The 25,429-nt window shown below is 71.6% G+C and carries 25 protein-coding genes; 11 read left to right on the top strand and 14 right to left on the bottom strand.

Annotated elements, in window-relative coordinates:
• On the top strand, positions 1-465 hold a 465-nt coding region (locus ABD207_RS29945; protein WP_344016403.1), incomplete at its 5' end, for a hypothetical protein.
• Between the two features lie 103 nt (positions 466-568).
• Here ABD207_RS29945 and ABD207_RS29940 read toward each other — a convergent pair.
• A complete protein-coding gene (locus ABD207_RS29940) occupies positions 569-1,000 on the bottom strand; it encodes a MarR family winged helix-turn-helix transcriptional regulator (RefSeq protein ID WP_343999237.1) in 432 nt (143 codons plus the stop codon).
• Positions 1,001-1,098: 98 nt separating this feature from the next.
• On the opposite strand from ABD207_RS29940, the gene ABD207_RS29935 reads away from it, so the two are divergent.
• Both ABD207_RS29935 and ABD207_RS29930 read left to right on the top strand, forming a co-directional pair.
• Entirely contained in the window at positions 1,099-2,121 is a 1,023-nt protein-coding gene (locus ABD207_RS29935) for an NADP-dependent oxidoreductase (RefSeq protein ID WP_344016402.1), read from the top strand.
• A gap of 93 nt (positions 2,122-2,214) precedes the next feature.
• Positions 2,215-2,634 (top strand): organic hydroperoxide resistance protein, encoded by a 420-nt coding sequence (locus ABD207_RS29930; protein ID WP_344016401.1) that lies wholly within the window; start codon positions 2,215-2,217, stop codon positions 2,632-2,634.
• Positions 2,635-2,732: 98 nt separating this feature from the next.
• Here ABD207_RS29930 and ABD207_RS29925 read toward each other — a convergent pair whose 3' ends face one another.
• Positions 2,733-3,902, bottom strand: coding sequence for a serine hydrolase domain-containing protein (locus ABD207_RS29925; RefSeq protein ID WP_344016400.1), 1,170 nt, complete (start codon positions 3,900-3,902; stop codon positions 2,733-2,735).
• 71 nt (positions 3,903-3,973) lie between these two features.
• Here ABD207_RS29925 and ABD207_RS29920 point away from each other — a divergent pair, with 71 nt between their 5' ends.
• Both ABD207_RS29920 and ABD207_RS29915 read left to right on the top strand, forming a co-directional pair.
• Positions 3,974-4,771 (top strand): EI24 domain-containing protein, encoded by a 798-nt coding sequence (locus ABD207_RS29920; RefSeq protein ID WP_344016399.1) that lies wholly within the window; start codon positions 3,974-3,976, stop codon positions 4,769-4,771.
• Positions 4,768-5,382, top strand: a complete 615-nt coding sequence (locus ABD207_RS29915) for a LysE family translocator (protein ID WP_344016397.1) — start codon at positions 4,768-4,770, stop codon at positions 5,380-5,382. The genes ABD207_RS29920 and ABD207_RS29915 overlap by 4 nt, the downstream gene beginning before the upstream one ends.
• Here ABD207_RS29915 and ABD207_RS29910 read toward each other — a convergent pair.
• Positions 5,354-6,613, bottom strand: coding sequence for a pyroglutamyl-peptidase I (locus ABD207_RS29910; RefSeq protein WP_344016396.1), 1,260 nt, complete (start codon positions 6,611-6,613; stop codon positions 5,354-5,356). The genes ABD207_RS29915 and ABD207_RS29910 overlap by 29 nt on opposite strands.
• Positions 6,614-6,962: 349 nt before the next feature.
• Entirely contained in the window at positions 6,963-7,826 is an 864-nt protein-coding gene (locus ABD207_RS29905) for an SGNH/GDSL hydrolase family protein (RefSeq protein WP_344016395.1), read from the bottom strand.
• Between the two features lie 305 nt (positions 7,827-8,131).
• On the opposite strand from ABD207_RS29905, the gene ABD207_RS29900 reads away from it, so the two are divergent.
• The gene (locus ABD207_RS29900; RefSeq protein ID WP_344016394.1) at positions 8,132-8,626 is read left to right on the top strand and encodes a DUF3145 domain-containing protein; all 495 of its coding nucleotides are present in this window, start codon (positions 8,132-8,134) and stop codon (positions 8,624-8,626) included.
• Between the two features lie 187 nt (positions 8,627-8,813).
• Here ABD207_RS29900 and fabF read toward each other — a convergent pair whose 3' ends face one another.
• From fabF to fasR, 5 genes are all read right to left on the bottom strand, one after another.
• On the bottom strand, positions 8,814-10,085 hold the full coding sequence (gene fabF / locus ABD207_RS29895; RefSeq protein WP_344016392.1) for a beta-ketoacyl-ACP synthase II: 1,272 nt from the start codon (positions 10,083-10,085) through the stop codon (positions 8,814-8,816).
• Between the two features lie 134 nt (positions 10,086-10,219).
• Entirely contained in the window at positions 10,220-10,468 is a 249-nt protein-coding gene (locus ABD207_RS29890; protein ID WP_004988657.1) for an acyl carrier protein, read from the bottom strand.
• A gap of 78 nt (positions 10,469-10,546) precedes the next feature.
• Positions 10,547-11,548, bottom strand: coding sequence for a ketoacyl-ACP synthase III (locus tag ABD207_RS29885; RefSeq protein WP_344016390.1), 1,002 nt, complete (start codon positions 11,546-11,548; stop codon positions 10,547-10,549).
• A gap of 21 nt (positions 11,549-11,569) precedes the next feature.
• Complete coding sequence (locus tag ABD207_RS29880; RefSeq protein WP_344016388.1) at positions 11,570-12,484, bottom strand: ACP S-malonyltransferase; 915 nt, start codon at positions 12,482-12,484, stop codon at positions 11,570-11,572.
• A gap of 89 nt (positions 12,485-12,573) precedes the next feature.
• On the bottom strand, positions 12,574-13,779 hold the full coding sequence (gene fasR / locus ABD207_RS29875; protein ID WP_344016387.1) for a fatty acid biosynthesis transcriptional regulator FasR: 1,206 nt from the start codon (positions 13,777-13,779) through the stop codon (positions 12,574-12,576).
• Between the two features lie 186 nt (positions 13,780-13,965).
• Here fasR and ABD207_RS29870 point away from each other — a divergent pair, with 186 nt between their 5' ends.
• Positions 13,966-14,634: a pirin family protein gene (locus ABD207_RS29870; RefSeq protein WP_344016414.1), complete on the top strand. Its 669-nt coding sequence runs from the start codon at positions 13,966-13,968 to the stop codon at positions 14,632-14,634.
• On the opposite strand, the gene ABD207_RS29865 is transcribed toward ABD207_RS29870, so the two are convergent.
• The gene (locus ABD207_RS29865; protein ID WP_344016386.1) at positions 14,635-15,459 is read right to left on the bottom strand and encodes a serine hydrolase domain-containing protein; all 825 of its coding nucleotides are present in this window, start codon (positions 15,457-15,459) and stop codon (positions 14,635-14,637) included.
• A 123-nt stretch (positions 15,460-15,582) separates the two neighbouring features.
• Between ABD207_RS29865 and ABD207_RS29860 the strand changes: the two genes are divergently transcribed.
• Positions 15,583-16,050, top strand: coding sequence for a MerR family transcriptional regulator (locus ABD207_RS29860; RefSeq protein ID WP_344016385.1), 468 nt, complete (start codon positions 15,583-15,585; stop codon positions 16,048-16,050).
• On the top strand, positions 16,047-17,063 hold the full coding sequence (locus ABD207_RS29855; RefSeq protein ID WP_344016383.1) for an aldo/keto reductase: 1,017 nt from the start codon (positions 16,047-16,049) through the stop codon (positions 17,061-17,063). Before ABD207_RS29860 ends, ABD207_RS29855 begins: the two co-directional genes overlap by 4 nt.
• 112 nt (positions 17,064-17,175) lie before the next feature.
• On the opposite strand, the gene ABD207_RS29850 is transcribed toward ABD207_RS29855, so the two are convergent.
• The 3 genes from ABD207_RS29850 to ABD207_RS29840 form a co-directional block, all read right to left on the bottom strand.
• Positions 17,176-18,024, bottom strand: a complete 849-nt coding sequence (locus ABD207_RS29850; protein ID WP_344016382.1) for a DUF4429 domain-containing protein — start codon at positions 18,022-18,024, stop codon at positions 17,176-17,178.
• Between the two features lie 66 nt (positions 18,025-18,090).
• Entirely contained in the window at positions 18,091-19,308 is a 1,218-nt protein-coding gene (locus ABD207_RS29845; RefSeq protein ID WP_344016381.1) for an alpha/beta hydrolase, read from the bottom strand.
• A gap of 173 nt (positions 19,309-19,481) precedes the next feature.
• Complete coding sequence (locus ABD207_RS29840) at positions 19,482-20,141, bottom strand: TetR family transcriptional regulator (RefSeq protein WP_344016380.1); 660 nt, start codon at positions 20,139-20,141, stop codon at positions 19,482-19,484.
• 112 nt (positions 20,142-20,253) lie between these two features.
• Between ABD207_RS29840 and ABD207_RS29835 the strand changes: the two genes are divergently transcribed.
• Together ABD207_RS29835 and ABD207_RS29830 are read left to right on the top strand one after the other, a co-directional pair.
• The gene (locus ABD207_RS29835) at positions 20,254-21,873 is read left to right on the top strand and encodes an MFS transporter (RefSeq protein ID WP_344016379.1); all 1,620 of its coding nucleotides are present in this window, start codon (positions 20,254-20,256) and stop codon (positions 21,871-21,873) included.
• A 277-nt stretch (positions 21,874-22,150) separates the two neighbouring features.
• Positions 22,151-22,459, top strand: a complete 309-nt coding sequence (locus ABD207_RS29830) for a small hydrophobic protein (protein WP_344016378.1) — start codon at positions 22,151-22,153, stop codon at positions 22,457-22,459.
• Positions 22,460-22,561: 102 nt separating this feature from the next.
• Here the strand turns inward: ABD207_RS29830 and aceE are convergent, their stop codons facing one another.
• A complete protein-coding gene (aceE, locus tag ABD207_RS29825) occupies positions 22,562-25,309 on the bottom strand; it encodes a pyruvate dehydrogenase (acetyl-transferring), homodimeric type (RefSeq protein WP_344016377.1) in 2,748 nt (915 codons plus the stop codon).
• Positions 25,310-25,429 lie beyond the last annotated feature (120 nt).

The raw sequence follows: 25,429 nt of genomic DNA, 5'->3' as shown, positions 1-25,429 counted from the left end.
CGCCGCCGCCGGCGGACGCTGCTGGTGGCCGCCGGATTCGTGCTGGCCGCGGGCGGACTGAGCCTGGCGGAGCTGGGCATCGACGCGCCCGGGTCCACGCCGACCCCCGCTGCGGCGGGGGACACCTCGGCGGACGGTGGCGCCACCGAGGTGGAGCCGGACGAGTCGCCCAAGGCCTCGCGCCCGGCCGGGGGTGCGGCGACCGCCCCGTCGTCGAGCACCTCGGGGTCGCCCTCGGCGTCGAAGTCGCCGAAGGAGAAGGAGTCCGAGAAGCCGGAGAAGGACCAGCAGTCCGAGGCGCCGGACCCCGGCCCGGAACCCGCTCCCGCGACGACGCCCCCGGCCCAGCCGCAGCCGACCAGGGAGGCCCCGGAGCCCCCGGAGCCGGACCCCACGACGAAGCAGCCGGACCCGGAGCCGACCCCCACCCGCAGCTGCGACCGCTTCCTGTGGTGGTGCGTGTAGGACCGCTGTCCTGAGGGGAGCCCCGCTTTTCCCGACTGTCCTGAGGGGACCCCGCCTTCCTGAGGGCCGCCCCGCTCAGGCGCCTTCCTGAGGGGCGCCCCGCTCAGGACTCCGCCAGCATCCTCCTGAGCGCGTCCCGCAGCGCGATCCGCTCCGGCTCGGACAGTCCCGCCAGCGGCTCACGGGCGAACCGCAGCGAGTCCTGGAGGCTGCGCGCCACCCGGCGCCCCTCCTCCGTGGCCACCGCCAGCTTCACCCGCCGGTCCGCGGGGTCGGGCCGGCGCTCCACCAGGCCCCGCGCCTCCAGGCGGTCCACGATCCCGGTGACGTTCGACGGCTCGCACTTCAGCCGCTGTGCCAGCCTGCGCATGGGCAGCGGCTCCAGCGACAGCAGGCTGAGCAGCCTCGCCTGCGCCCCGGTCAGCGCGTGTCCGGCCGCCGCCGACTCGTACTCCTCGTGATAGCGGGCCACGACCGAGCCGATGAGGTCGACGACCTCCAGGGTCAGCGGATCGGGGGTGCGAGGTGTGGGCATGGTCTTCAGGGTACCCGTTTGCTTGACAGCCTGAAATATTCAGACGCATGGTTGTTTCAGGTAGTGAAGTATTTGAGACATCCCGAGGAAGGCACCCCATGACCGACGCCCCCGCACTCCCCGCCACCGGCCGTGAATGGCATCTGCTGAGCCGGCCCGTCGGCTGGCCGAAGCCCGAGAACTTCGCCTTGGTCGAGGCCGAGGTCCCCGCCCCCGGCGAGGGCCAGGTGCTGGTGCGGAACGAGTACCTCTCGGTCGATCCCTATATGCGCGGCCGCATGAGTGCGGCCAAGTCCTATGTGGCCCCCTTCGAGCTGGGCAAGGTCATGCAGGGCGGGGCCGTCGGCGAGGTCATCGCCTCCAACGCGGAGGGGATAGCGGTCGGCGATCATGTGCTGCACTTCTTCGGCTGGCGCGAGTATGCCGTCCTGGCCGCCGAGAACGCCGTCAAGGTGGACCCGGAGGCCGCGCCCCTGTCCACGTACCTGGGCGTGCTCGGCATGACCGGGCTCACCGCCTACGCGGGCCTGCTGCGCACCGCCGCCTTCAAGGAGGGCGACGCGGTCTTCGTCTCCGGGGCCGCGGGCGCCGTCGGCAGCCAGGTGGGCCAGATCGCGAAGCTCAAGGGTGCCTCCCGGGTGATCGGGTCGGCCGGGTCCGACGAGAAGGTCAAGCTCCTGACCGAGGAGTACGGCTTCGACGCGGCCTTCAACTACAAGAACGGCCCGGTGTCCGAGCAGCTGCGGGCCGCCGCCCCGGACGGCATCGATGTGTACTTCGACAACGTGGGCGGCGAGCACCTGGAGGCCGCCATCGGCGCGCTCAACGAGGGCGGCCGTATCGCGGTGTGCGGAATGATCTCCGTCTACAACGACACCGAGCCCGCGCCCGGCCCGCGCAACCTCGCCCGGCTCATCCAGACCCGCGGCCGCATCGAGGGCTTCCTCGTCGGCGACCACTACGACCTGCAGCCGCAGTTCGTCGAGGAGGTCGGCGCCTGGGTGCGCAGCGGCGAGCTGAAGTACCGGGAGACCGTGGTCGAGGGCATCGAGAACAACCTGGAGGCGTTCCTCGGCGTCCTGCGCGGGGACAACACCGGAAAGATGATCGTCAAGCTCTGAGCGTTCCCGGGGTTTTCGTCATGCGGTAAATTCTTTCCGAAACTGTCGTGATCGTGGGCGCGAGTCACGCCGGACCCAGGAGGAACGCACCGTATGCCCATTCAGCAGTCCGACGTTCTCTACACGGCCGTCGCCACCGCGCACGGTGGCCGGGACGGGCGGGTCGCCACCGACGACGGCAGGCTCGACGTGATCGTCAGTCCGCCGAAGGAGATGGGCGGCAGCGGCACCGGCACCAACCCGGAGCAGCTGTTCGCCGCCGGGTACAGCGCCTGCTTCCAGGGCGCCCTCGGCGTGGTCGCCCGCCAGGAGGGCGCCGACGTCTCCGGCTCGACCGTCACCGCCCGGGTCGGCATCGGCAAGAACGACGAGGGCTTCGGGATCATCGTCGAGATCGAGGCGGACATCCCGAACATGGACGCCGCCGAGGCCCGCGCACTGATCGAGAAGGCGCACCAGGTGTGCCCGTACTCCAAGGCCACACGCGGCAACATCAACGTGACGCTGCGCTGAACGCACGTCCCGTCCGGCCATGAGGGCCGCTCCCGGTGTCCCCGGGTGCGGCCCTCATGCATGAGCCGGGGCTTGCCTTCCCGCGCGTGCTGTGGGGCCTACGCGTGCGCCGCAGACGCCTCCGCCGCCAGGGCGGCCTGGTGGACCGCCCGCACCAGGCGCTCGTTCTCCGGGGCCGGGCCGGACGGGTAGGCGCAGCGGCGCCTGGTGTAGCCGTAGGCCAGACCGGTGCGCGGGTCCGCGAACGCCTGGGAGCCCGCCGTCCCGCTGTGCCCGAACGACCCGGCGCCCAGGCACGGGTACCAGGTCTCGGCGGTCGCCTCGAAGCCGAGCGCGTAGGCGCGGTGCGTGCCGGACACCAGGTCGTGGCCGGCCGCGTGCAGCTGGCCCAGCTCGGCGATGGTGTCCGGCTTCAGCAGCGCCTCGCGCTCACCGGTGTGGCCGATCGCCGCCGCGTACAGCTCGGCCAGCCCGCGCGCCGAGGCGACCCCGCCCACCGACGCCGGGCCGCGGGAGCGGATCAGCGGGTCGTTCGGCAGCATCGCCACGTCGGTGGGTGCGGGCGCGTTGCGGTTGTGGGCGATCGCCTTCAGGCTGCCGGGGCCGTCCAGGGCCGCCTCGAGTTCGATCCGCTGGGTGGGGGTGGGCTCCAGGGGGCGGGTCGGGCGGAAGCGGGGCTCGTGCGCGGCGGGCAGGCCCAGGAACATGTCCAGGGCGTAAGGGGATCGGATGCGGTCCTCGTAGACCAGCTGCAGCGAGTGGCCCGTGGCGCGGCGCACCACCTCGGCGGCGAGGGCGCCGATGACCAGCTCGTGATGGCCGAAGGCGGTGCCGGGGCGCCAGAACGGACGCTGGTCGGCCAGGCGCTCGGCCAGGGCGCGGTCGTCGGCCAGCTCGGCCCGGGTGAAGCCGCCGTCGGTGCCGACCACGCCCGCGCGGTGGGTGAGCAGGTCCCGCAGGGTCAGCCCGCCCTTGCCCTCGGCCGCGAACTCCGGCCAGTAGTAGGTCACTTTGCGGTCCAGCTCGAGGGTGCCGTCCTGCACCAGCACCGCCACCGTGAGGAAGGCGGCACCCTTGGTCGAACCGTGCACGGCGTAGAGGGTGTCGGGGCCGCTGCCGGCCGACCACAGGTCGACCACCCTCCGGCCGCCCACCCAGACGCACAACTGACCCTCGTAGTCGGGGCGTTCCGCCGCCGCGAGCGCCGCGAACTCCTCCCGTACCGCCTCGAAGCCGTCGGCCACGGTGCCATGGATCTCCTGCGTCATCCGCCACCTCCTGGGCTCTGTACACAGCGGTACGCAGGCGACAGGGCGTTCGACTCACATATGGTTTCCCCATGCGCGATCTTGGGGTGGGTCTCCGGTTCCTGCTGAGGGGCCAGCGGTGGGTGGTCCGGCACGCCAAGCAGTTCGGATTCGGGCTGCTGCCGGGGCTCATCACCCTCGTCCTGTACGCGGCGGCGCTGGTCGCGCTCGCCCTGTGGGGCGAGGACCTCGTCACCTGGGCGACGCCCTTCGCCGACGACTGGCCGAGCCCCTGGGCGGGCCTGTTCCGCGGCTTCCTCACCGTGGTGCTGTTCGCCCTGGGCCTGCTGCTGTCGGTGCTCACCTTCACCGCGGTGACACTGCTCATCGGGCAGCCCTTCTACGAGAACCTGTCGGAGAAGGTCGACGAGGACGTCTCGCCCGACGGGCATGCGCCCGAGTCGGGCCTGCCGCTGTGGCGGGAGCTGTGGATCTCCGCCCGGGACAGCCTGCGGATCGTGCTGCGGGCGCTGGTGTGGGCCGTGCTGCTCTTCGCGCTCGGCTTCATCCCCGTCGCGGGCCAGACCGTCGTCCCGGTGATCGGCTTCTTCGTCACCGGCTTCTTCCTCACCGAGGAACTCACCGCCATCGCCCTGCAGCGCCGCCGCGTCGAACTGCGCGACCGGCTGGCCCTGCTGCGGTCCCGCAAGACGCTGGTGTGGGGCTTCGGCACCCCGCTGGGGCTGGCGTTCCTCGTCCCGTTCGTCGCCGTCTTCCTGATGCCGGGCGCGGTCGCCGGGGCCACCCTGATGGCGCGCGAGCTGCTGGGTGAGGAGATCGCCGAGGAGGACGACACGGAGGGGGCGGAGGAGGAAGGGGTCTCCCCGTGACCGAGGTGCTCGCCGTCGCCGTCATCACCGTCCTCGCCGTGGTCGCGCCCGGCGCCGACTTCGCCATGATCGTGCGCAACAGCTACCTCTACGGCCGCCGGACCGGGCTGCTCGGCGCGGCCGGGGTCGCCGCCGGAGTGCTGGTGCACGTCACCTACACGATGCTCGGCGTCGGCCTGCTGATCGCCTCCTCCGCCTTCCTGTTCACGATCATCAAGCTCACCGGCGCCGCCTACCTCGTCTACATCGGCGTCCGCACCTTCCGCACCCGGGGCGAGGTCACCGTGGACCTGGAGCGGAGGGGCGGGCTCACCCCGTTCGCCGCGCTGCGCACCGGCTTCCTGACCAACGTGCTCAATCCCAAGACGACCCTCTTCGTCGTCTCCACGTTCGCCCAGGTCGTCGGCCCGGACACACCGGTCGTGCAGCAGGTGGGCTACGGGCTGTTCATGTCGCTGGCCCACCTGCTGTGGTTCGGCGTCGTCGCGGTGTTCTTCTCCCACGACCGGATGCGCACCTTGATGCTGCGCGGCCAGAAGGTCCTCAACAGGCTCATCGGATCCGCCCTGGCCGGCCTGGGCGTCAGCCTCGCGTTCGCGCCTTCCCACTAGCCGACGCGGCCACGCCCACGATCGCGCGCACCTGGGCGATGATGTCCAGCCGGTTGCGCACGAACTCCGGGTCGGTCACCTCGGTGGTGTTGCCGGCGCCGAACTCCAGCACGGGCGTGTGCACATGGCCGCCGGGCAGCTTCTCGTGCAGGCCGAGACGGTCGCGCAGCAGCGTGGCCCGGTAGGCGATCTCGTTGGACAGGTAGTTCCCGCCCCCGCCGGCGCGGGCCGTGGAGCCGGGCGTGGGCCCGTCGGGGCGGACCACCGGCCCGGTGCCGCCGGCCGGGATCTCCGTCACGCTGGTGTTGTCGTACACCGGGAAACGCCCCGTGTCCGCGGCGACGATGTCCGCGTACGGCAGCGTGGTCGTCGTCCACTGGGGCTGTGTGGCCGGGTCGGCGACCGGGACGGTCTCGGTGCGGGAGACGTTCTCGTTGTCCGGGAAGCCGCCCCGCCAGGCCCCGTTGGTGCGCTCCACGTCGAAGCGGCCCGGCCGGCCCTGGCTGACCGTGGTGAACAGGTCGATCCGCGGCAGATGCGGCTTCAGGGCCCGCTCCACCGTCTGCTCGGTGAAGTCCCGCCAGCGCACCGGGAACACGGCCGTCTCGATGCGCGCCGGACCGTCGGCGGTCTCGATCACGGTGCCGTCCAGGGCGAGCGCGGTGGCCCCCGACGGGTTGGAGATCCGGATGTCGCGGTCCAGGGTGAACGGGTCGAACCCGGTGACCAGAATCCGCCGCAGCTTGCCGCCGTGCGGGTAGCGGATCGTGGTCTGACCGCGGGAGGTGCGCTCCAGCTCCTCCAGAAGCCGCGCACGCTCGGCGTCGGCGAGCCGGAAGGACGGCTCCCAGGTCCGCAGCTCGCGCGTCATGCTCAGCCGCGCCCAGTACAGCGGCCGGTCGTCGTCCCGGCTGAGGTCGCCGCCCGCCGGACCCCGCCCCTGCGCCCGCGCCACCGCCCTCCGCCACAGCGCCGTGCCCTCCTGCCCGACGATCCGCCGGGCCCGCTCGTAGGACGTCGCCCGGTGCAGCCGCCGGGTGAAGTCCGCAGCCACCGCGTCGAATCCCGAGCGGCGCAGAATCTCCTGCGGGGCGGCCCGGTCGAGGCGCTGCTCCTCCACGGTGGGGGAGGGGGCGGCGGCGTCTGCGGCGGCGCTCGCGGTCACCGGCGCGGTGAGCGAGGTGAGCAGGGCCAGACCGAGAGCGCCGGCACCAACGCGTACAGATATCAAGGCGGTTGGACCTTCCGTCGTCGTGGGGTACGTGCCGGAGGCCGCAGTATGTCAGCCGCCCGCACGGCCCGGCAGAGGTCCGCAGGACGACCTCCGGACGACCTCAGGACGACGTCAGGACGACGTCAGGACGACGTCAGGACGACGTCAGGACGACCTCCGGACGCCCGGGCGACGACAAAGGTGCGCTTCTTCGGTCATGCGTGTGAAAACTTCGTACGAATTCCGGCCAGGGACCCGATCGCGGGGCACGGGCCCGGCGGGACGGTTAACGTCGGTGGCCGGGGGCACCCAGGAGCAGCCCCGGTCCGGGACCCTGACCTCGGGCCGGGGCTCAGGCCTTCTTCGCTCAGGGCTTCTTCGCCGTGACCGTCCGGTAGGCGATCTCCGCGAGCCTCGCCTGCCCGTCGATGCTCGGATGGAACCAGTCCCAGCGGCTCAGCTGCGCCGTCCCGAAGCGGTACGCGTGCACCGCGCCGCCGTCGAACCGGCACCGCCGGTCCTCGGCGCACACCTCCGCCAGCGCCTCGTTGTAGTCCTCCACCCGCCGGCTCACCGCCTCCCGCCGCTCGACGGCCGCCGCGTCCAGCGCGTCCGGGTCGCCCAGCATCGACGGGCAGATGCCGAGCTTCCACACCTGCTTGCCCAGCGCGCTGGTCCGCCCCGTCGACCACAGCCGCTTCAGGTCCGGCACGCTCGCCACATACACCTGCGCCTTCGGCAGCGCCGCGCGCAGGGTGCGCATCGCCTCCTCGAAGCCGGCGCGGAACTCCTCCACCGGGGTCATCTTCGAGGTGCTGGACCGGCAGGCGTCATTGGCCCCGGCCATCACCGCCACCAGCTGGGGCTTGCGCCGCACCGCACGGGCCATCTGACCGGGCAGATCCGCCATCCGCGCCCCGGTCACCGCGTAGTTCCAGCTGCGTTCGGCCGCGCCCGCCTTCCCCAGCAGCCGCACGGCCAGACTGTTCACCCGCTCGCTGCTGCCCGTCGCCCAGGACACCTCGGGGCAGTCCGTGAGCACCGCGCAGGCGTCGAAACCCGTGGTGATGGAGTCCCCCACCGCCGCGATCGAGGACGGGCTGGTGTCCCACACCGGAGGCTTCGGCTTCGGCGACGGCCTCCCCAGCTTCGCCTCCGTGCCCGAGGGGGCCGGCGCGTCGCCGCCGGCCGCGTCGCACCCCGCCACGCCCAGCAGACCGGCCGTCAGCACGGCTGCGACAGCACGTGCGCCGCGCCTGCGCCTGCCCTGGTGCACTTCGGTCGCCTCCCCGCGCGTCGTGACAAACACCGTCCCCCACCCATTAACAACGCACGCGGGTTCCCGCTCGACCGGAGGGAACGTCCGGCCCCCGTACAAGCGTCCTGCCGGGTGAATGGTGAAAGTTTCCCGGCACTGGGACCGACGGTACGTCACACTCCTTGCGCCGTCGCAGGGTAGCCTCGCCATCAACGTGGCCCGCCCGGCCACCGCCGCCAGCCCGTTGTCAAGATGTCCCGCTCAGCCCGGAGGTTCCGGTGACGACACGTGGAGTTCTGTACGTGCACTCCGCTCCGCGCGCGCTGTGCCCGCACGTCGAGTGGGCCGTCGCCGGTGTGCTCGGCACGCGCGTCAGCCTGGACTGGATCCGCCAGCCGGCCGCCCCCGGCACCTGGCGCTCGGAGTTCTCCTGGCAGGGCCAGCCCGGCACCGCCTCCAAGCTCGCCTCTGCCCTGCGCGGCTGGCAGCTGCTGCGCTTCGAGGTCACCGCCGAGCCGTCGCCCAGCGCCGAGGGCGAGCGCTACAGCTGCACCCCCGACCTGGGCATCTTCCACGCCGTCACCGGCATCCACGGCGACATCCTCATCCCCGAGGACCGGCTGCGCGCCGCCCTGCAGCGGGCCAGGGCCGAGGAGACCGACCTGGAGGCGGAGATCGCCAAGCTCCTCGGCAAGCCCTGGGACGACGAGCTGGAGCCGTTCCGCTACGCCGGCGAGGGCGCCCCGGTCCGCTGGCTGCACCAGGTCGTCTGACGGCCCGTGCGGCGCAGCCGGGGGCAGCCTGTCACCGGCCCCGCATTCGCGCCCTCGTGGGCCCGCACCCCCCGCCCGCTCCCCGGCCTCCGAACGGCCCGCTCCCCGGCTCCCGAACAGCACATGGCCCGGCCTCCGCACGGAGACCGGGCCATGATCAGTCGGGTGGGCCGTCACACGGCCGTGCTCACACGGTACGGAACGCCAGCACCACGTTGTGGCCGCCGAATCCGAACGAGTCGTTGAGCGCGGCGATCCGCCCGTCGACCGGCAGCTTGCGCGCCTCGCCCCGCACGACGTCCGCGTTCGCCTCGGCCTCGGGGTCGATGTTCTCCACGTTGATGGTCGGCGGGGCCACCCGGTGGTACAGCGCCAGCACGGTGGCGACCGTCTCGACACCGCCGGCGCCACCGAGCAGGTGACCGGTCATCGACTTGGTCGCGGAGACCGCGATGTGGTCGGTGTCGTCGCCGAACACCTTCCGCAGCGCCTTCAGCTCGGCGATGTCACCGGCCGGCGTGGAGGTGGCGTGCGCGTTGACGTGCACGATCTCCGCCGGGTCCAGGTCCGTGCGCTCCAGCAGGTTCTGCAGCGCGTGCGAGATGCCCCGGCCCTCGGGCTCCGGCTGCACGATGTCATGGCTGTCGGCGGAGATGCCCTGCCCGACCGCCTCCGCGTACACCCGGGCGCCGCGCCGGGCGGCGTGCTCGGCGGACTCCAGGACGACCACACCGGCACCCTCGCCGAGGACGAAGCCGTCACGGGCCACGTCGTAGGGGCGGGAGGCGCCCTGCGGGTCGTCGTTGTTCTTGGACATCGCCATCATGTTGCCGAACGCGGCGATCGGCAGCGGGTGGATCGCCGCCTCCGTGCCGCCCGCGACGACGACGTCGGCGCGGCCGGTGCGGATCATCTCGATGGCGTAGCCGATGGCCTCCGCGCCCGACGCGCACGCCGAGACCGGCGTGTGCACGCCCGCGCGGGCGCCCACGAACAGGCCCACGTTGGCGGAGGGGCTGTTCGGCATCAGCATGGGCACGGTGTGCGGGGAGACGCGGCGGACGCCCTTCTCCTTCAGCACGTCGTACTGGTCCAGCAGGGTCGTCACACCGCCGATGCCGGAGGCGATGACCGCGCCCAGCCGGTCGGGGTCGACGTCGGCGCCCTCGCCGGCCTTCGCCTCGAAACCGGCGTCGGCCCACGCCTCCTTCGCCGCGACCAGCGCGAACTGCGCCGAGCGGTCCAGGCGGCGGGCCTGCGGCCGGGGGATGACCTCGGTGGGCTCCACGGCCACGGGGGCCGCGATACGGACCGCCTGCTCGGCGGCCCACTCCTGCGTCAGGGGCTTGACACCGGAACGTCCGGCGACCAGGCCCTCCCAGGTAGAGGCTGCGTCGCCACCCAGCGGTGTGGTTGCGCCGATACCGGTGACGACCACGGTGCGATTGGTCGAGCTCACGGGAATTCTTTCTCCAACGGATACGAGGATTCGTACGGCGCCACCGCCGGGTGGCGGGGCCGGGGCTCCCGGCCGCCTCGGGCCTTGCCGCGCGGATCCGCGCGGACCCGGGCGGACGGAAGGCCCGGCAGGGCTCAGGCCTGGTGCTTGAGGATGTATTCGGTCGCGTCGCCGACGGTCTTGAGGTTCTTGACGTCGTCGTCCGGGATCTTGACGTCGAAGCGCTCTTCGGCAGCGACGACGACCTCGACCATGGACAGCGAGTCGACGTCCAGGTCGTCGGTGAAGGACTTGTCCAGCTGGACGTCCTCAACCGGGATGCCGGCGATCTCGTTCACGATCTCCGCGAGACCGGCGACGATCTCTTCCTGAGTGGCGGCCATGGTGGCGCTCCTTCGTTGTGATTCCAGAGGGTGTGGCGTTGATGTCCGTCCCGGACCGGATGATCCGGCACGGAGTGCCTAGGGGAGGGTAACGACAGTCGCGGCGTAGACGAGACCCGCCCCGAAGCCGATGACGAGCGCGGTGTCGCCGCTCTTCGCCTCGCCGGTCGCCAGGAGCCGCTCCATCGCGAGCGGGATCGAGGCGGCCGAGGTGTTGCCGGTGGTGCGGATGTCACGGGCGACCGTGACATGCTCCGGCAGCTTGAGGGTCTTCACCATCGAGTCGATGATCCGCACATTTGCCTGGTGCGGGATGAAGACGTCCAGGTCGTCCGGGGCGATACCGGCCGCGTCCAGCGCCTGCTGCGCGACCTTCGCCATCTCGAACACGGCCCAGCGGAACACCGCCTGGCCCTCCTGCGTGATCGCAGGGAACTTGTCCACCGTGCCGTCGCGGTAGTCCGTCCACGGCACGGTCTGCTTGATGGTGTCGGACTTGTCGCCCTCGGAGCCCCACACCGTCGGGCCGATCGCCGGCTCCTCGGAGGGGCCGACCACGACCGCGCCCGCACCGTCGCCGAACAGGAAGGCCGTGGCCCGGTCCTCCAGGTCCGTCAGGTCGCTGAGGCGCTCCACGCCGATGACGAGGACGTACTCCGCGGAACCCTCGGCGATCATGCCCTTGGCGAGGGTGAGGCCGTAGCCGAAGCCGGCGCAGCCGGCGGAGATGTCGAAGGCGGCGGCCTTGTCGGTGCCCAGCTTGTCGGCGATCTCGGTGGCGACCGCGGGGGTCTGCCTGAAGTGCGAGACCGTGGAGACGATCACGCCGCCGATCTGCTCGGCGGAGATGCCCGCGTCGGCGAGTGCCTTGCCGGACGCCTCCAGCGACATCGCGGTGACGGTCTCCTCGGGACCGGCCCAGTGCCGGGTCTCGATGCCGGAGCGGGAGCGGATCCACTCGTCGGAGGAGTCGATCCTCTCCAGGATCACCTCGTTCGGCACGACCCGGGTGGGCCGGTAGCCGCCCACGCCGAGGATGCGCGCGTACGGGGCGCCCTTGCTGGGCTTGATCTTCGCCATGCGGGGGCTCCTTAAGGGCGATCAGGCGGTGTGCTCGGCGATGAGCTCGCGGGCCGCGTCGAGGTCGGCGGGGGTCTTCAGGGCCAGCGTCCTGACGCCGGGCAGCGCACGCTTGGCGAGACCGGTCAGGGTGCCACCGGGGCAGACCTCGAGCAGCGCGGTGACGCCGAGCTCCTTGAAGGTCTCCATGCACAGGTCCCAGCGCACCGGGTTCGCCACCTGGCCGACCAGACGCTCGAGCACCTCCGTGCCGGACGCGACGGCCTTGCCGTCCTTGTTCGACACGTAGGTGACCCTCGGGTCGGCCGGGGTGAGGTCCGCGGCGGCCTTCGCCAGGGTGTCGACCGCGGGGGCCATGTGGTGCGTGTGGAACGCGCCGGCGACCTTCAGGGCGACGACCTTGCGCACGCCCTCGGGCTTGTCCGCCTCCAGGGCGGCCAGCTGCTCCTTGGTGCCGGCGGCCACGATCTGGCCCGCGCCGTTGATGTTGGCCGGGGTCAGGCCCAGCTTCTCCAGGTGCGGCACGGTCACCTCGGGGTCGCCGCCGAGCAGCGCCGCCATGCCGGTCTCGGTGATCGCGGCGGCGTCGGCCATCGCCAGACCCCGCTTGCGGACCAGGCCGAGCGCGGCCTTGTCGTCGAGGACACCGGCGAAGGCGGCGGCCGTGATCTCACCGACGCTGTGACCGGCGACCGCGCCCGGGGTGATGTCACCGAGTGCCGCGGCGGACAGCAGTCCGGCGGCGACCAGCAGCGGCTGGGCGACGGCCGTGTCGCGGATCGCGTCCGCGTCGGCCTTCGTGCCGTAGTGGGCGAGGTCGAGGCCGATGGCGTCGGACCAGGCGGCCACACGGTCGGCGGCGCCGGGAAGGTCGAGCCATTCAGTCAGGAAGCCGGGCGTCTGGGCGCCCTGGCCGGGAGCGACGAGTACGAGCACTCTCACACTCTCTCTTGGGGACGGCCGAAGCCGCCCGTGAGGACAAGGACGAAGAACACGAAGGGGTTTTGTGGAGCCCCGACAAAAGACTAGAGCTGGAGATCACTATCGGCCAGACGCCCCAGGATCAGGGCGATTCGCAGCGTGAACGCGGAACGCACGTCGGAGGGCGACCAGCCGGTGACGTCAGTCACACGTCGGAGCCGGTAGCGCACGGTGTTGGGGTGCACGAACAGCATCCGCGCGGCGCCCTCGAGACTGCTCGCCTGCTCCAGGAAGACGCTCAGCGTCTCAAGGAGGGCGGCCCCGGCCTCCTCCAGCGGTCTGTAGATCTCCTCCACCAGTTGCTCGCGGGCGCTCGGGTCTCCGGCGATCGCGCGCTCCGGCAGCAGATCGTCCGCCAGCACCGGACGCGGGGCGTCCTGCCAGGCGGAACACGCCTTCAGACCGGCCGCGGCGGCCTGCGCCGACCTGGTCGCGGCCTGCAGATCCGGCACCACCGGACCCGCCACCACCGGCCCCGGCGCGAACGGGCCGATCAGCGACTTCGCCACGGCCAGCGGGTTGTCGCTGCCGCCCGCGATCACCACCAGACGGTCGCCGAGCACCCCGGTGAGCACCTGGAGCTTGGCGTGCCGGGCGGCCCGCCGGATCGCCTCCACGGTCAGCTCGGAGTCGCCGTCGGGCGCGGTGCCCAGCACCACGCAGACGTGCTCGGGCGAGTTCCAGCCGAGCGCGGCGGCCCGCGAGACGGCACCCTCGTCGGCCTCCCCGCTGAGCACGGCGTTGACGACCAGCGACTCCAGGCGCGCGTCCCAGGCACCCCGTGCCTCGGCGGCCTGCGCGTACACCTGCGCGGTGGCGAAGGCGATCTCCCGCGCGTACACCAGCAGCGCCTCGCGCAGCACGCTCTCGTCGCCGGGCGCCGCCACCTCGTCGATGGCGGACTCCATCACCTCGATGGTGGTCCGCACCATCTCCACGGTCTGCCGCAGCGTGATCGCCCGGGTCAGCTCGCGCGGGGCGGTGCCGAAGACGTCGGTGGAGATCGCCTGCGGTGCGTCCGGGTGCCGGAACCACTCGGTGAACGCGGCGATACCGGCCTGCGCGACCAGTCCGATCCAGGAACGGTTCTCCGGTGGCATCGCCCGGTACCAGGGCAGCGTCTCGTCCATCCGCGCGATCGCCTGCGCGGCGAGCGAGCCGGACGACTTCTCCAGCCGCTTCAGCGTCGCGGCGTGCGGATGAGCGGACCGTGCGGCGGAATGGGGCTTGCTGGTCTCTGGTTCGGGCACGGGACAAGACTGCCTTATCAGGACGGGTGCGTGCTGTGCCGGGGTTGAAGAAGGGCCGGAGGAGGGCCGGAGGAGGGTGGGAGAAGGCGGTGCCGCAGGCCGCCCGCCCGCCCCGGCGGGACCGGCGGGCCCTTGCCGAGGGCCGGTCCGGGCCGGGCGCCGGCGGGGGTTACCGTGGGGCGTGTGATGGACGTACGGCGGGCCGGTGAGCGCTACCGGGGCGGGGACCCCGGGGCCGGGATAGAGAGCCTGCACGCCTTCTCCTTCGGACCCCACTACGACCCGGACAACCTGCGCTTCGGGGCCGTGATCGCCTGCAACGAGGAGCGGCTCGCCCCCGGGGCCGGGTTCGACGAGCACCCGCACAGCCACACCGAGATCGTGACCTGGGTGGTGGAGGGCGAACTGACCCACCGGGACTCCGCGGGCAACGAGAGCGTGGTGCGCCCCGGGGACGTGCAGCGGCTGAGCGCCGCCTCCGGGGTGCGGCACGTGGAGCGCAACGACGGAACCGGGCCGCTGACCTTCCTGCAGATGTGGCTGGCCCCGCTGGAGCCCGGCGGGGAGCCGTTCTACGAGGTCGTCCACGGCATCGCCGACGCCACCCCCTACGCCGTTCCGGAGGCGGGCGCCATGCTGCATGTGCGGCGCCTCGCGGCCGGCGAGCGCACCGCCGTCCCGGACGCCGCCCACGTGTACGCCCACGTGGTGCGCGGCGAGGTGACCCTCGGCGGCGAGAGGCTCGGCGCCGGCGACGCCGCGCGCATCACGGACGCGGACGGCATCGAGGCGGTCGCGGCGGGTGCCCCCGCCGAACTGCTGCTGTGGGAGATGCAGGCCCCTGCGAGTCGCTGACTAGGCCCCTCGCAGCTCCGCCAGCACCGCGTCGGTGAACGGCGGCCAGGCCTCGATCGCCCAGGGCCCGAAGGCCCGGTCGGTGAGCGCCACACAGGCCGCGCCCGCGTCCGGGTCGATCCACAGGAACGTGCCCGACTGCCCGAAGTGGCCGAAGGTGCGGGCGGAGGACGAAGCGCCCGTCCAGTGCGGGGACTTGGCGTCGCGGATCTCGAAGCCCAGACCCCAGTCGTTGGGGTTCTGGTGGCCATAGCCCGGGAGCACGCCCTTGGTGCCCGGGTACTGCACCGTCATCGCCTCGGCGACCGTGCGCGGGTCGAGCAGCCGCGGCGCCTGCACCTCCGCCGCGAACCGCAGCAGATCCCCGACCGTCGACACACCGTCCTTCGCGGGCGAGCCCTCCAGCGACGTCGACGTCATCCCCAGGGGCTCCAGCACCGCCTGCCGCAGATACTCGGCGAACGGGATCTCTGTCGCCTTCGCCACATGGTCGCCCAGCTGCTCGAACCCGGCGTTGGAGTACAGCCGCCGCTCCCCGGGCGCCGAGGTGACCCGGTGCTCGTCGAAGGCCAGACCCGAGGTGTGCGCCAGCAGATGCCGCACCGTCGAGCCCTGCGGACCGGCCGGCTCGTCCAGCTCGATCGCGCCCTCCTCGTACGCCACCAGCACCGCGTACGCCGCCAGCGGCTTGGTGACCGAGGCCAGCGGGAAGGGCCGGTCGGCCGGGCCGTGGGTGCCCAGGACGGTACCGTCCGCCCGTACGACACCCGCCGCAGCGGTGGGAACCGGCCAGTTCTCGATCGACGCGAGGCTCTTCAACGACATGGCGTCGAGCCTAAGCGCTCCCGGCGCGGACTCCGGCAACGGGGCGACCGGACACCTCCCGGGGCCGATTTCCCACCGATCTCGCTTGCTTTGAGTGCACTCCAGGGTTCTAGCGTTGAGCCCATGACGGTGACGGAGACCACGGGCACCACGACCGACATCTGCGCCGGACCACCGGAACACGGTGACCGGCGGCCGGACGGGGCGGACAGGTACACCATCAGCGAGGTCGCCGCCCTCACCGGGCTCTCGGCCCACACCCTGCGCTGGTACGAGCGCATCGGACTGATGCCGCACGTCGACCGCTCCCACACCGGCCAGCGCCGCTACACCAACCGCGACCTGGACTGGCTCGCCCTCGTCGGCAAGCTCCGGCTGACCGGGATGCCGGTGGCCGACATGGTGCGCTACGCCGAACTGGTGCGCGCCGGCGACCACACCTACCGGGAGCGCTTCGAACTGCTCAAGGCGACCCGCGAGGACGTCCTCGCCCGGATCGCCGAACTCCAGGGCACGCTCGCCGTGCTCGACCGGAAGATCAGCTTCTACGCGGACGCCGGACAGTCACCGGCGCCGGAGAGGACCCGATGACCCCCGCACGGATCGGCACGGCACCCCTCGGCACGAACGGCCCGCAGGCGGGCGTCCAGGGTCTCGGCTGCATGGGCATGAGCTTCGCCTACGGCCCCGCCGACGCAAACGCCTCCCGCGCCACCCTGGAACGCGCCCTCGAACTCGGCGTCACCCTCTACGACACCGCCGACATGTACGGCTCGGGGGAGAACGAGCGCTTCCTGGCGCCCTTCTTCAAGGCCCACCGCGACGAACTGCTCGTCGCCACCAAGTTCGCCCTGGCCCTCGACCCCGAGGACCCCACCCGCCGGATCATCCGCAACGACGGGCCCTACATCCGCCAGGCCGTCGAGGCGAGCCTGAAGCGCCTCGGCGTCGACGTCATCGACCTCTCCTACATGCACCGGCGCGATCTGAACGTGCCGATCGAGGAGACCGTCGGCGTGATGGCCGAGCTGGTGCAGGAGGGCAAGGTCAAGCAGCTGGGCCTCAGCGAGGTCACCGCCGACGAGCTGCGCCGCGCCCACGCCGTGCACCCCATCGCGGCGGTGCAGTCGGAGTGGTCGCTGTTCAGCCGCGACATCGAGGCCAGGGTCGTCCCCGCGGCCCGCGAACTGGGCGTCACCCTCGTCCCGTACTCGCCCCTCGGCCGCGGCTTCCTCACCGGCTCCTTCGCCGACGCCGACAAGGACCTGACCCCGGACGACTTCCGCCGTCAACTGCCCCGCTACACCGGCGAGAACGCCGCCGCCAACCGGGCGCTCCTCGCCCCCCTGCGCACCGTCGCCGAGGCCCACGGCGCCACCCCCGCCCAGATCGCCCTCGCCTGGGTCCACCAGCAGTCCCACGTCCACGACGTCCCCGTCATCCCGATCCCCGGCACCCGCAAACCGGAACGCGTCGAGGAGAACACAGCAGCAACCCGCATCCACCTCACCCAGGAAGAGCTGAACCTCCTGGCCCCCATCGCCGACCAGGTCGCAGGCACCCGCTACGCCGACATGTCGTTCACCTCCGCAGGCAGGGAGTAGAACAACGTCCCTGAAGGGGCGCGGGGCTCTGCCGATATGCGGCTCCGCCGCGTGGGCGCGACCAGCCACAACGCACCCGCAGAGCACAACGCACCGCACCCGGCGGACGCCCCTAAAGCTCCGCCAGCAACTCCGCCTTCTTCGAAGCGAACTCCTCGTCCGTCACCAACCCCGCCTGATGAAGCTCCCCCAGGTGACGAATCCGCTCAGCAATATCCGCGGGATCGCGCCGGGCCGCCGGCGCGATCCCCGCCGGCACCGGCTCACACGTCCGCACAGCCGCCAGCACCGCCGCAGCGAACGGCAGTGACTCGTGCACCGGCCCGTACCCGAGCCCGAACACCACCGCCGCCGGGTCCTGGTCCGGCTGCGCCGGACTCGGCCCCGCGTCCCTGCGCAGCAGCCGCAGATGCCCCTCGAACACCTCCGGCGACCGCCACTCCACCCCGCTCAGCTCGCCCACCGGGAAGCGCTGGTCGCCGGCCTTCCACTTCGCCGACGAGGCGCCGGTCCAGAACCACCGGAAGGAGACGGCCGAGCCGTCGAACGAGGCCTTCCCGTCGTACGCCTTGAAGCTCAGCGGCGGCTTGGGCGCGTCCACCAGGTGGCGTTCCGCGGGGCCCGACTCGGTCAGCGCGCAGCGCAACTCGTCGGCGTAGTACTCCGCGAGCGTCTCGCGCTCGGCGGGCAGCACCAGACGGTACGGGTCGCTGCTCTCCTTCAGCTGCCCGGCCGCCGCCTCCATCAGCGGATCCGCGCCGGGCCGTGGCTCCATCCGCAGGACCACCGTGCCGCGCTTGCCCGGAGTGAGAGTCACTCCTTCGACCGCTTCCAGCGGCACCCGCCGCTCCCCGAGCGCCTGGAACAGCTTGGGTGTTCGAATCCCCCGTTCGTAGCGGATGAGCACGGAGTCGGACTCGAACTCCCAGGCGGCATGAAATCCGGCCAGTACGTCACCCATGCGGCTCATCGTATGCGGCACGTGCTTCTTCGTCCCCTCCCCGCGCAGACCGCAGTTTCTCCGTCGCTACGCGCGTCCGGATGCCGTCGTGGTGGACAAATTCGCCCGGCAGCCCCCGCTTTCGTCGGCGCAGTCCACCGAGCGGTACGCGCCAACTCCGATTTCGGCGAAATTGCGCAGACTGTCCGTATTCGGCTCGAAATACCCGCCGTGTCCCTTGGCTTGACGGGCCGACAGCACCCGCGCCCCGAAGGCGGGGGACACCGGATCGGCGCCGTGGCCCAGACCGCCGACCTCCAGGTACGGCACGTCCTGCACCCAGTCGTCGGCGTCCCGCATCGCCCACACCTGGGCGGAGGTGCGCAGCTGGGAGGCGCGCTGCACGCGCATGCCGGGGCTGCCGGCCACCGCGATGTCGGCGACCCGCGAGGGCAGCTCGGGGGCGGCGAGTCCGCACACGACGGAGCCGTAGCTGTGGCAGAACAGCGAGACGGGGGACGCGCCGGGCAGTCCGCGCAGCATCGCGTTCAGGCGCACCGCGCCGTCCTGTGCCCGCATCGCCGTGGCGGCGTCCATGCCCAGGCCGCTGGGCGCGGTGTAGTCGGCCCAGGCGATGACGGCGGTACGGGTGCCCGGGTCGGCGTCGCGCTGGGCGGCGTAGAGGGACCTGGCCATGCCGACGGGGGCCGAGTACTCGCGGTACGTGCGCTGGAAGGTGAGCAGATCGGTGTCGACGCCGGGGACGACCACCGAGACGCGTTCCGCCTTGCGGAGGTTGCCGATGACTTCTGCGACCCGGCCGGAGCCGGAGGGGTCGAAGGCGAGGATGTGGCGGCCGGGGCGCATCAGCGCCTCCAGGCGGCCGAGCCTGCGGGCGGCCTGGCGCTTGCCCTCGGGCGTCAGGCGCTCGTCGTGCATGCGTTCGCGCTCGACCTCGCGGGCCTTGTCCAGGGCGATGCGGTTGGCGCGGTAGCGCAGATCGACGGGGGCGCCGTTCATGTTGCCCACGGCGAGCGGGTAGCGGCGGGCGAGGGCGGCGTGCTGTCCGTCGGTGAGCGAGGCGAAGAAGCGGGCCAGCCGGGACGGCGCCGAGTCCGGGTCCGGCAGCTGCCGCCCCGCTATCCGGCCGCGCTCCCAGGCGTGCAGCGATTTCTCCAGCTCCGTGGCCTCGCGATGGTGGCGCATGACGGTCCAGCCGGTGGTCGTCAGCATCACGAACACGACGGCTAGCGCCAGCAGCGCGCGCCAGAAGTTGAGTTGCGGGGTGGTGTCGAAAGAAGTCACTGGGAGGACACACTAGGAGAACGAGACGGTCTCTCGTCAATCAAGTGACTGGTATCACGTTTCAGTGTGTCGATACGGGGATCAATGCGGGGCTCACCACGGAATCGACCCGTACGCCCGTCCCTGGTCAGCCCGTACGCGCGTCCCCGGTCAGCTCGTACGCGCGTCCCCGGTCAGCTCGTACGCCAGTCCCCCGCGAGGGCAGGGCCCACCTGGTCCAGGTAAGTCGCCATCAGATCGCGCATGGCGGCGAGGCTCAGGTCCGCTCCTGCGGACCACAGCCGTTCAGTGACCCGGATCACGCCGCCGAACGCGGCGACCAGGATGCGCGGCCGGGGGTCGGCGTCCACATCGAGTCCCTCGCGCCCGGCGATGATGCGGGCCAGCTCCTCCTCCAGCTCCGCCGAGCGGCGCAGATGGGCGGCGAACAGCGCCGGCGTCGACTCGATGACCCGGTAGACCCGCAGATGCAGCTCCAGCGGGACGACCTGCTCGACGGCGGCGTTGATCTCGTCCCAGCTGTCCAGCACGGACCGCCGCAGCGCCTCCAGGGGCGGCTCGGCGGGCGGGCGTGCCCGCAGCGCCTCCACGACCCGGGACTCGGCGAGCCGCGGGACGAAGAACGCCACCTCCTCCTTGCTGGCGAAGTAGCGGAAGAAGGTGCGCTGCGAGACGTCCACGGCGGCGACGATGTCGTCGACCGTCGTGCCCTCCCAGCCGCGGGTGGCGAACAGCTCGAGGGCGGCCCGCACCAGGGCGTCCCGGGTGCGCTGCTTCTTGCGCTCCCGCAGACCGGGCCGCGGTACCGCTTCGACGGCCCCGACCGTCTCCATGAGTTCCTCCTCGAACTGTTTTCCCAGTTCAGGCTAATCGGATGTGGCGTGTCAGTTACCGACAGCTGAATTGGTTTGTCAACTGTCAGTCGCTGACATTAGCCTCTTTCGCATGACGAGTCAGACGACCATCGACAAAGCGGGGCCGGGGGACGGAGCACCGGCGGCCCCGTCGGACGCGAAGCCGGACAAGGGGCTGCGCGGCCACCCCTGGTTCACGCTGATAACCGTCGCCGTGGGGGTCATGATGGTGGCCCTCGACGGCACCATCGTGGCCATCGCGAACCCGGCGATCGGCAAGGACCTGGGCGCCAGCCTGGCCCAGCTCCAGTGGATCACCAACGCGTACTTCCTCGCCCTCGCGGTCACCCTGATCACCGCGGGCAAGCTCGGTGACCGGTTCGGTCACCGCCAGACCTTCCTCATCGGCGTCGCCGGCTTCGCCGCCGCCTCGGCCGCGATCGGCCTGTCCGGCAGCATCGCGCTGGTCGTCACCTTCCGTGTCTTCCAGGGACTGTTCGGCGCGCTGCTGATGCCGGCCGCGCTCGGTCTGCTGCGGGCCACGTTCCCGGCCGAGAAGCTCAACATGGCGATCGGCATCTGGGGCATGGTCATCGGCGCCTCCACGGCGGGCGGCCCGATCCTCGGCGGCGTCCTCGTCGAGCACGTGAACTGGCAGTCGGTGTTCTTCATCAATGTGCCGGTCGGCATCCTCGCCGTGCTGCTCGGCGTGTGGATCCTGCTCGACCACCGCGCCGAGAACGCGCCCCGCTCCTTCGACGTGCTCGGCATCGCCCTGCTGTCGGGGGCCATGTTCTGCCTGGTGTGGGCCCTGATCAAGGCTCCCGAGTGGGGCTGGGGCGACGGCGAGACCTGGCTCTACATCGTCGCCTCGGTCGCCGGCTTCCTCCTGTTCGCCCTCTGGGAGACGAGGGTCAAGGAGCCGCTGATCCCGCTGACCCTGTTCCGCTCCGTGCCGCTGTCCGCCGGTGTGGTCCTGATGGTCCTGATGGCCATCGCGTTCATGGGCGGGCTGTTCTTCGTCACCTTCTATCTGCAGAACGTCCACGGCATGGGACCGGTCGACGCCGGTCTGCACCTGCTGCCGCTCACCGGCATGATGATCGTCGCCTCGCCGCTCGCCGGCGCACTGATCACCAAGGTGGGCCCGCGCATCCCGCTGGCCGGCGGCATGGCCTGCACCGCGATCGCCATGTTCGGCATGTCGACGCTGGAGAAGGACACCGGCAGCGGTCCGATGTCGCTCTGGTTCGCCGTGCTCGGCCTCGGCCTCGCCCCGGTCATGGTCGGCGCCACCGAGGTCATCGTGGGCAACGCGCCCATGGAGCTCTCCGGTGTCGCCGGCGGTCTCCAGCAGGCCGCCATGCAGATCGGCGGCAGCCTCGGCACCGCCGTCCTCGGTGCGGTGATGGCCTCCAAGGTCGACTCCGACCTCGAGGGCAACTGGACCAAGGTTGGGCTCCCGCCGCTCACCCCGGAGCAGTCGGGCCAGGCGGCCGAGGCCGTCCAGGTCGGTGTGGCGCCGGTGCCGAAGGGCACACCCGAGGCGATCGCCGCGAAGATCACGGACGTCGCCCACGACACCTTCATCTCCGGCATGCACCTGGCCTCCCTGGTCGCCGCCGGGGTCGCCGTGGTGGCGGTGCTGGTCGCGTTCCTCACCAAGCGGGGGGCGAACGCGGAGGCCGGCGCAGGGGTCGGCCACATCTGACGGGCCCTCGGGACCGAGTTCGCTCATCCGGGTGAACGCACGCGGTGATCCCTCCTCGGGAGGGCCCGCAGGTCACAGTGGGTCAAGTCCTCCGCAAAGCCGGAGGACGACGGCTGCGGCGCGCTGCTGGAGGGGGGCAGCGCGCCAGGCAGCGTCCCGTCCGCCGTCTCCCGTGCTCCCGGCGGGCATTCCCACGGGCATTCACCGCCCGGACCGGGGCACCCGCCATGTCAACACCGCGACATTCCAACTGATCACGGAAATCAGGGAGTTGACGATGGCGAGCTTCGGTGGCGGCACCCGCAGGCATCCCCGCTCACGCGGCCGTACCTGGTCACGGAGGGCTGGGCCGGACCGGGCGGCGCTCGGCATCGCCGGAGTCGTCTGCGCCGTCGCCGGATTCTTCGCCCTCGGCATCGTGCTCGGCCCCGTCGCCATGCTCTGCGGCTGGCTCGCCATGGGCCGCAGCTGGGCGGGCTCCCGCCCGGTGGCCGCGCTGGTCGCCCTCGTCCTGGGCGCCATCGACACCCTGCTGGCGCTCCTCTGGCTCGCCGGCACCGCCCCGCCGGGCGGCGGACTGCTCTGACCGCCGGCGGACAGCAGACATCAGGAGCAGACACCGACAGGGGCGGGCCCCGGCCCACTGCCGGGCCCGCCCCTCGTCCGTTGCTGTCTCCGCCCCGCAGGGTCAGGCGTCGCCGCCCGCCACCCCCGGGTCGGCCGCGGAGACGTCGAGCAGCTGGTAGCGGTCGATGGCCTGCTTGAGCACCGACCGGTCGACCTTGCCCTCACGGGCCAGCTCGGTCAGCACCGCCACCACGATCGACTGCGCGTCGATGTGGAAGAACCGCCGGGCCGCACCCCGCGTGTCGGCGAAGCCGAAGCCGTCCGCCCCCAGCGACTGGTACGTCCCCGGCACCCAGCGCGCGATCTGGTCCGGCACCGACCGCATCCAGTCGGACACCGCGACCACCGGGCCCTGCGCCCCGCTCAGCTTCCGCGTCACATAGGGCACCCGCTGCTCCTCCTCCGGGTGCAGCAGGTTGTGCTCCTCGCAGGCCACCGCCTCGCGCCGCAGCTCGTTCCAGGAGGTCGCCGACCAGACGTCGGCCCTGACGTCCCACTCCTCGGCGAGGATCCTCTGCGCCTCCACCGCCCAGGGGACTGCCACGCCGGAGGCGAGGATCTGCGCCGGCGTCGAGCCCGAGGTGCCCTCGCTGAAGCGGTACAGGCCCTTGAGGATGCCCTCGACGTCCACGTTCTCCGGCTCGGCCGGGTGCTGGATCGGCTCGTTGTAGACGGTCAGGTAGTAGAAGACGTCCTCGCCGTGCGGGTGCTGCTGGTCGCCGCCGTACATCCGGCGCAGACCGTCCTTGACGATGTGGGCGATCTCGTAGGCGAAGGCCGGGTCGTAGGCGACACAGGCCGGGTTGGTGGAGGCCAGCAGATGCGAGTGGCCGTCCGCGTGCTGCAGGCCCTCACCGGTCAGCGTGGTGCGTCCCGCGGTGGCGCCCAGGACGAAGCCGCGCGCCAGCTGGTCGGCCATCTGCCAGAACTGGTCGCCGGTGCGCTGGAAGCCGAACATCGAGTAGAAGACGTACACCGGGATCAGCGGCTCGCCGTGCGTGGCGTACGCCGAGCCCGCGGCGATGAGCGAGGCCGTGCAGCCCGCCTCGGAGATGCCGTCGTGCAGCATCTGCCCGTTCGGCGACTCCTTGTAGGCGAGCAGCAGGTCCCGGTCCACCGACTCGTACTGCTGCCCGAGCGGGTTGTAGATCTTGGCGCTCGGGAAGAACGAGTCCATGCCGAAGGTGCGGTACTCGTCCGGCGCGATCAGCACGAACCGCCTGCCGATCTCCTTGTCCCGCATCAGGTCCTTCAGCAGCCGCACGAACGCCATGGTGGTGGCGATCGACTGCTGGCCGGAGCCCTTCTTGACCGTCGCGTACGTCGCGTCGCCCGGCAGCTTCAGCGGCTTGGAGCGGACCACCCGCGTCGGCACATAACCGCCGAGCGCCTTGCGGCGGTCGTGCATGTACTGGATCTCCTCGCTGTCCCGGCCCGGGTGGTAGTAGGGCGGGAGACCGGACTCGAGGTCCTTGTCGGGGATCGGCAGGTGCAGGCGGTCCCGGAAGCGCTTGAGGTCGTCGACCGTCAGCTTCTTCATCTGGTGGGTGGCGTTGCGGCCCTCGAAGTTCGGGCCCAGCGTCCAGCCCTTGATGGTCTTGGCGAGGATGACCGTCGGCTGGCCCTTGTGCTCCAGGGCCGCCTTGTACGCCGCGTAGATCTTGCGGTGGTCGTGACCGCCGCGGCCCAGGTGCAGGATCTGGTCGTCGGTCATGTTCTCGACCATGGCGCGCAGCCGGTGGTCGTCGCCGAAGAAGTGCTCGCGGATGTAGGCGCCGGTCTCGGTGGCGTACGTCTGGAACTGGCCGTCCGGCGTGATGTTCATCTTGTTGACCAGGATCCCGTCCCGGTCCTGCGCGAGCAGCGGGTCCCAGGAGCGGTCCCAGATCAGCTTGATCACGTTCCAGCCGGCGCCCCGGAAGACCGACTCCAGCTCCTGGATGATCTTGCCGTTGCCGCGCACCGGGCCGTCCAGGCGCTGCAGGTTGCAGTTGACCACGAAGGTCAGGTTGTCCAGGCCCTCCCGGGCGGCGAGGGTGAGCTGGCCCAGCGACTCCGGCTCGTCCATCTCGCCGTCGCCGAGGAACGCCCACACATGCGACCGGGAGGTGTCCGCGATGCCCCGGGCGTGCATGTAGCGGTTCATCCGGGCCTGGTAGATCGCGCTGATCGGGCCGAGGCCCATCGACACGGTGGGGAACTCCCAGAAGTCCGGCATCAGCCGCGGGTGCGGGTACGAGGACAGACCGTAGGGCGCCTTCGACTTCTCCTGGCGGAAGCCGTCCAGGTGCTTCTCGGTCAGCCGGTCCAGCAGGAAGGCGCGGGCGTAGATGCCGGGGGAGGCGTGCCCCTGGAAGAACACCTGGTCGCCGCCGTCGCCCTCGTCCTTGCCGCGGAAGAAGTGGTTGAAGCCCACGTCGTACAGCGAGGCGGAGGAGGCGAAGGTCGCGATGTGGCCGCCGACGCCGATGCCGGGCCGCTGGGCCCTGGACACCATCACGGCCGCGTTCCAGCGGGTGGCGTTGAGGATCTTGCGCTCGATCTCCTCGTTGCCCGGGAAGAACGGCTCCGCGCTGGTGGGGATCGTGTTGACGTAGTCCGTGCTGCGCATCTCGGGCACGGCCACGCGCTTCTCGCGGGCCCGCTCGATCAGCCGCAGCATCAGATAGCGGGCCCGCTCCCTGCCGCGCGCGTCGATCGCGGCGTCCAGGGAGTCGAGCCACTCCTGCGTTTCCTCGGGGTCGTAGTCAGGAACCTGACTCGGAAGGCCGCCAATGATGATCGGGTTGCGATCGGATGCGGAAGCCACGCTGTTCCTTACCTGTCGAAGGGCCGTAAGGACGGCCGCTGCTTCGCTCTTGTCGCCGGACATGCCGGGTCGCGCCGCTCCCATGGTCCACCTCGGCGCGGTGTACGTCATCTCTACTGC

Origin of the sequence: Streptomyces thermospinosisporus, from assembly GCF_039526425.1 — a bacterium.
GTDB lineage: Bacteria > Actinomycetota > Actinomycetes > Streptomycetales > Streptomycetaceae > Streptomyces > Streptomyces thermocarboxydovorans.
This window is presented reverse-complemented; position numbering and strand designations above follow the sequence as displayed.

Bases quoted from the DNA above. Each gene is read 5' to 3' on its own strand.
- ABD207_RS29835 (WP_344016379.1), top strand. From the start codon at position 20,254: ATGACGAGTCAGACGACCATCGACAAAGCGGGGCCGGGGGACGGAGCA.
- ABD207_RS29860 (WP_344016385.1), top strand. From the start codon at position 15,583: ATGACGGTGACGGAGACCACGGGCACCACGACCGACATCTGCGCCGGA.
- ABD207_RS29850 (WP_344016382.1), bottom strand. From the start codon at position 18,024: ATGGGTGACGTACTGGCCGGATTTCATGCCGCCTGGGAGTTCGAGTCC.
- ABD207_RS29940 (WP_343999237.1), bottom strand. From the start codon at position 1,000: ATGCCCACACCTCGCACCCCCGATCCGCTGACCCTGGAGGTCGTCGAC.
- ABD207_RS29930 (WP_344016401.1), top strand. From the start codon at position 2,215: ATGCCCATTCAGCAGTCCGACGTTCTCTACACGGCCGTCGCCACCGCG.
- ABD207_RS29935 (WP_344016402.1), top strand. From the start codon at position 1,099: ATGACCGACGCCCCCGCACTCCCCGCCACCGGCCGTGAATGGCATCTG.
- ABD207_RS29865 (WP_344016386.1), bottom strand. From the start codon at position 15,459: ATGTCGTTGAAGAGCCTCGCGTCGATCGAGAACTGGCCGGTTCCCACC.
- ABD207_RS29830 (WP_344016378.1), top strand. From the start codon at position 22,151: ATGGCGAGCTTCGGTGGCGGCACCCGCAGGCATCCCCGCTCACGCGGC.
- ABD207_RS29925 (WP_344016400.1), bottom strand. From the start codon at position 3,902: ATGACGCAGGAGATCCATGGCACCGTGGCCGACGGCTTCGAGGCGGTA.
- ABD207_RS29890 (WP_004988657.1), bottom strand. From the start codon at position 10,468: ATGGCCGCCACTCAGGAAGAGATCGTCGCCGGTCTCGCGGAGATCGTG.
- ABD207_RS29840 (WP_344016380.1), bottom strand. From the start codon at position 20,141: ATGGAGACGGTCGGGGCCGTCGAAGCGGTACCGCGGCCCGGTCTGCGG.
- ABD207_RS29920 (WP_344016399.1), top strand. From the start codon at position 3,974: ATGCGCGATCTTGGGGTGGGTCTCCGGTTCCTGCTGAGGGGCCAGCGG.
- ABD207_RS29885 (WP_344016390.1), bottom strand. From the start codon at position 11,548: ATGGCGAAGATCAAGCCCAGCAAGGGCGCCCCGTACGCGCGCATCCTC.
- ABD207_RS29855 (WP_344016383.1), top strand. From the start codon at position 16,047: ATGACCCCCGCACGGATCGGCACGGCACCCCTCGGCACGAACGGCCCG.
- ABD207_RS29870 (WP_344016414.1), top strand. From the start codon at position 13,966: ATGGACGTACGGCGGGCCGGTGAGCGCTACCGGGGCGGGGACCCCGGG.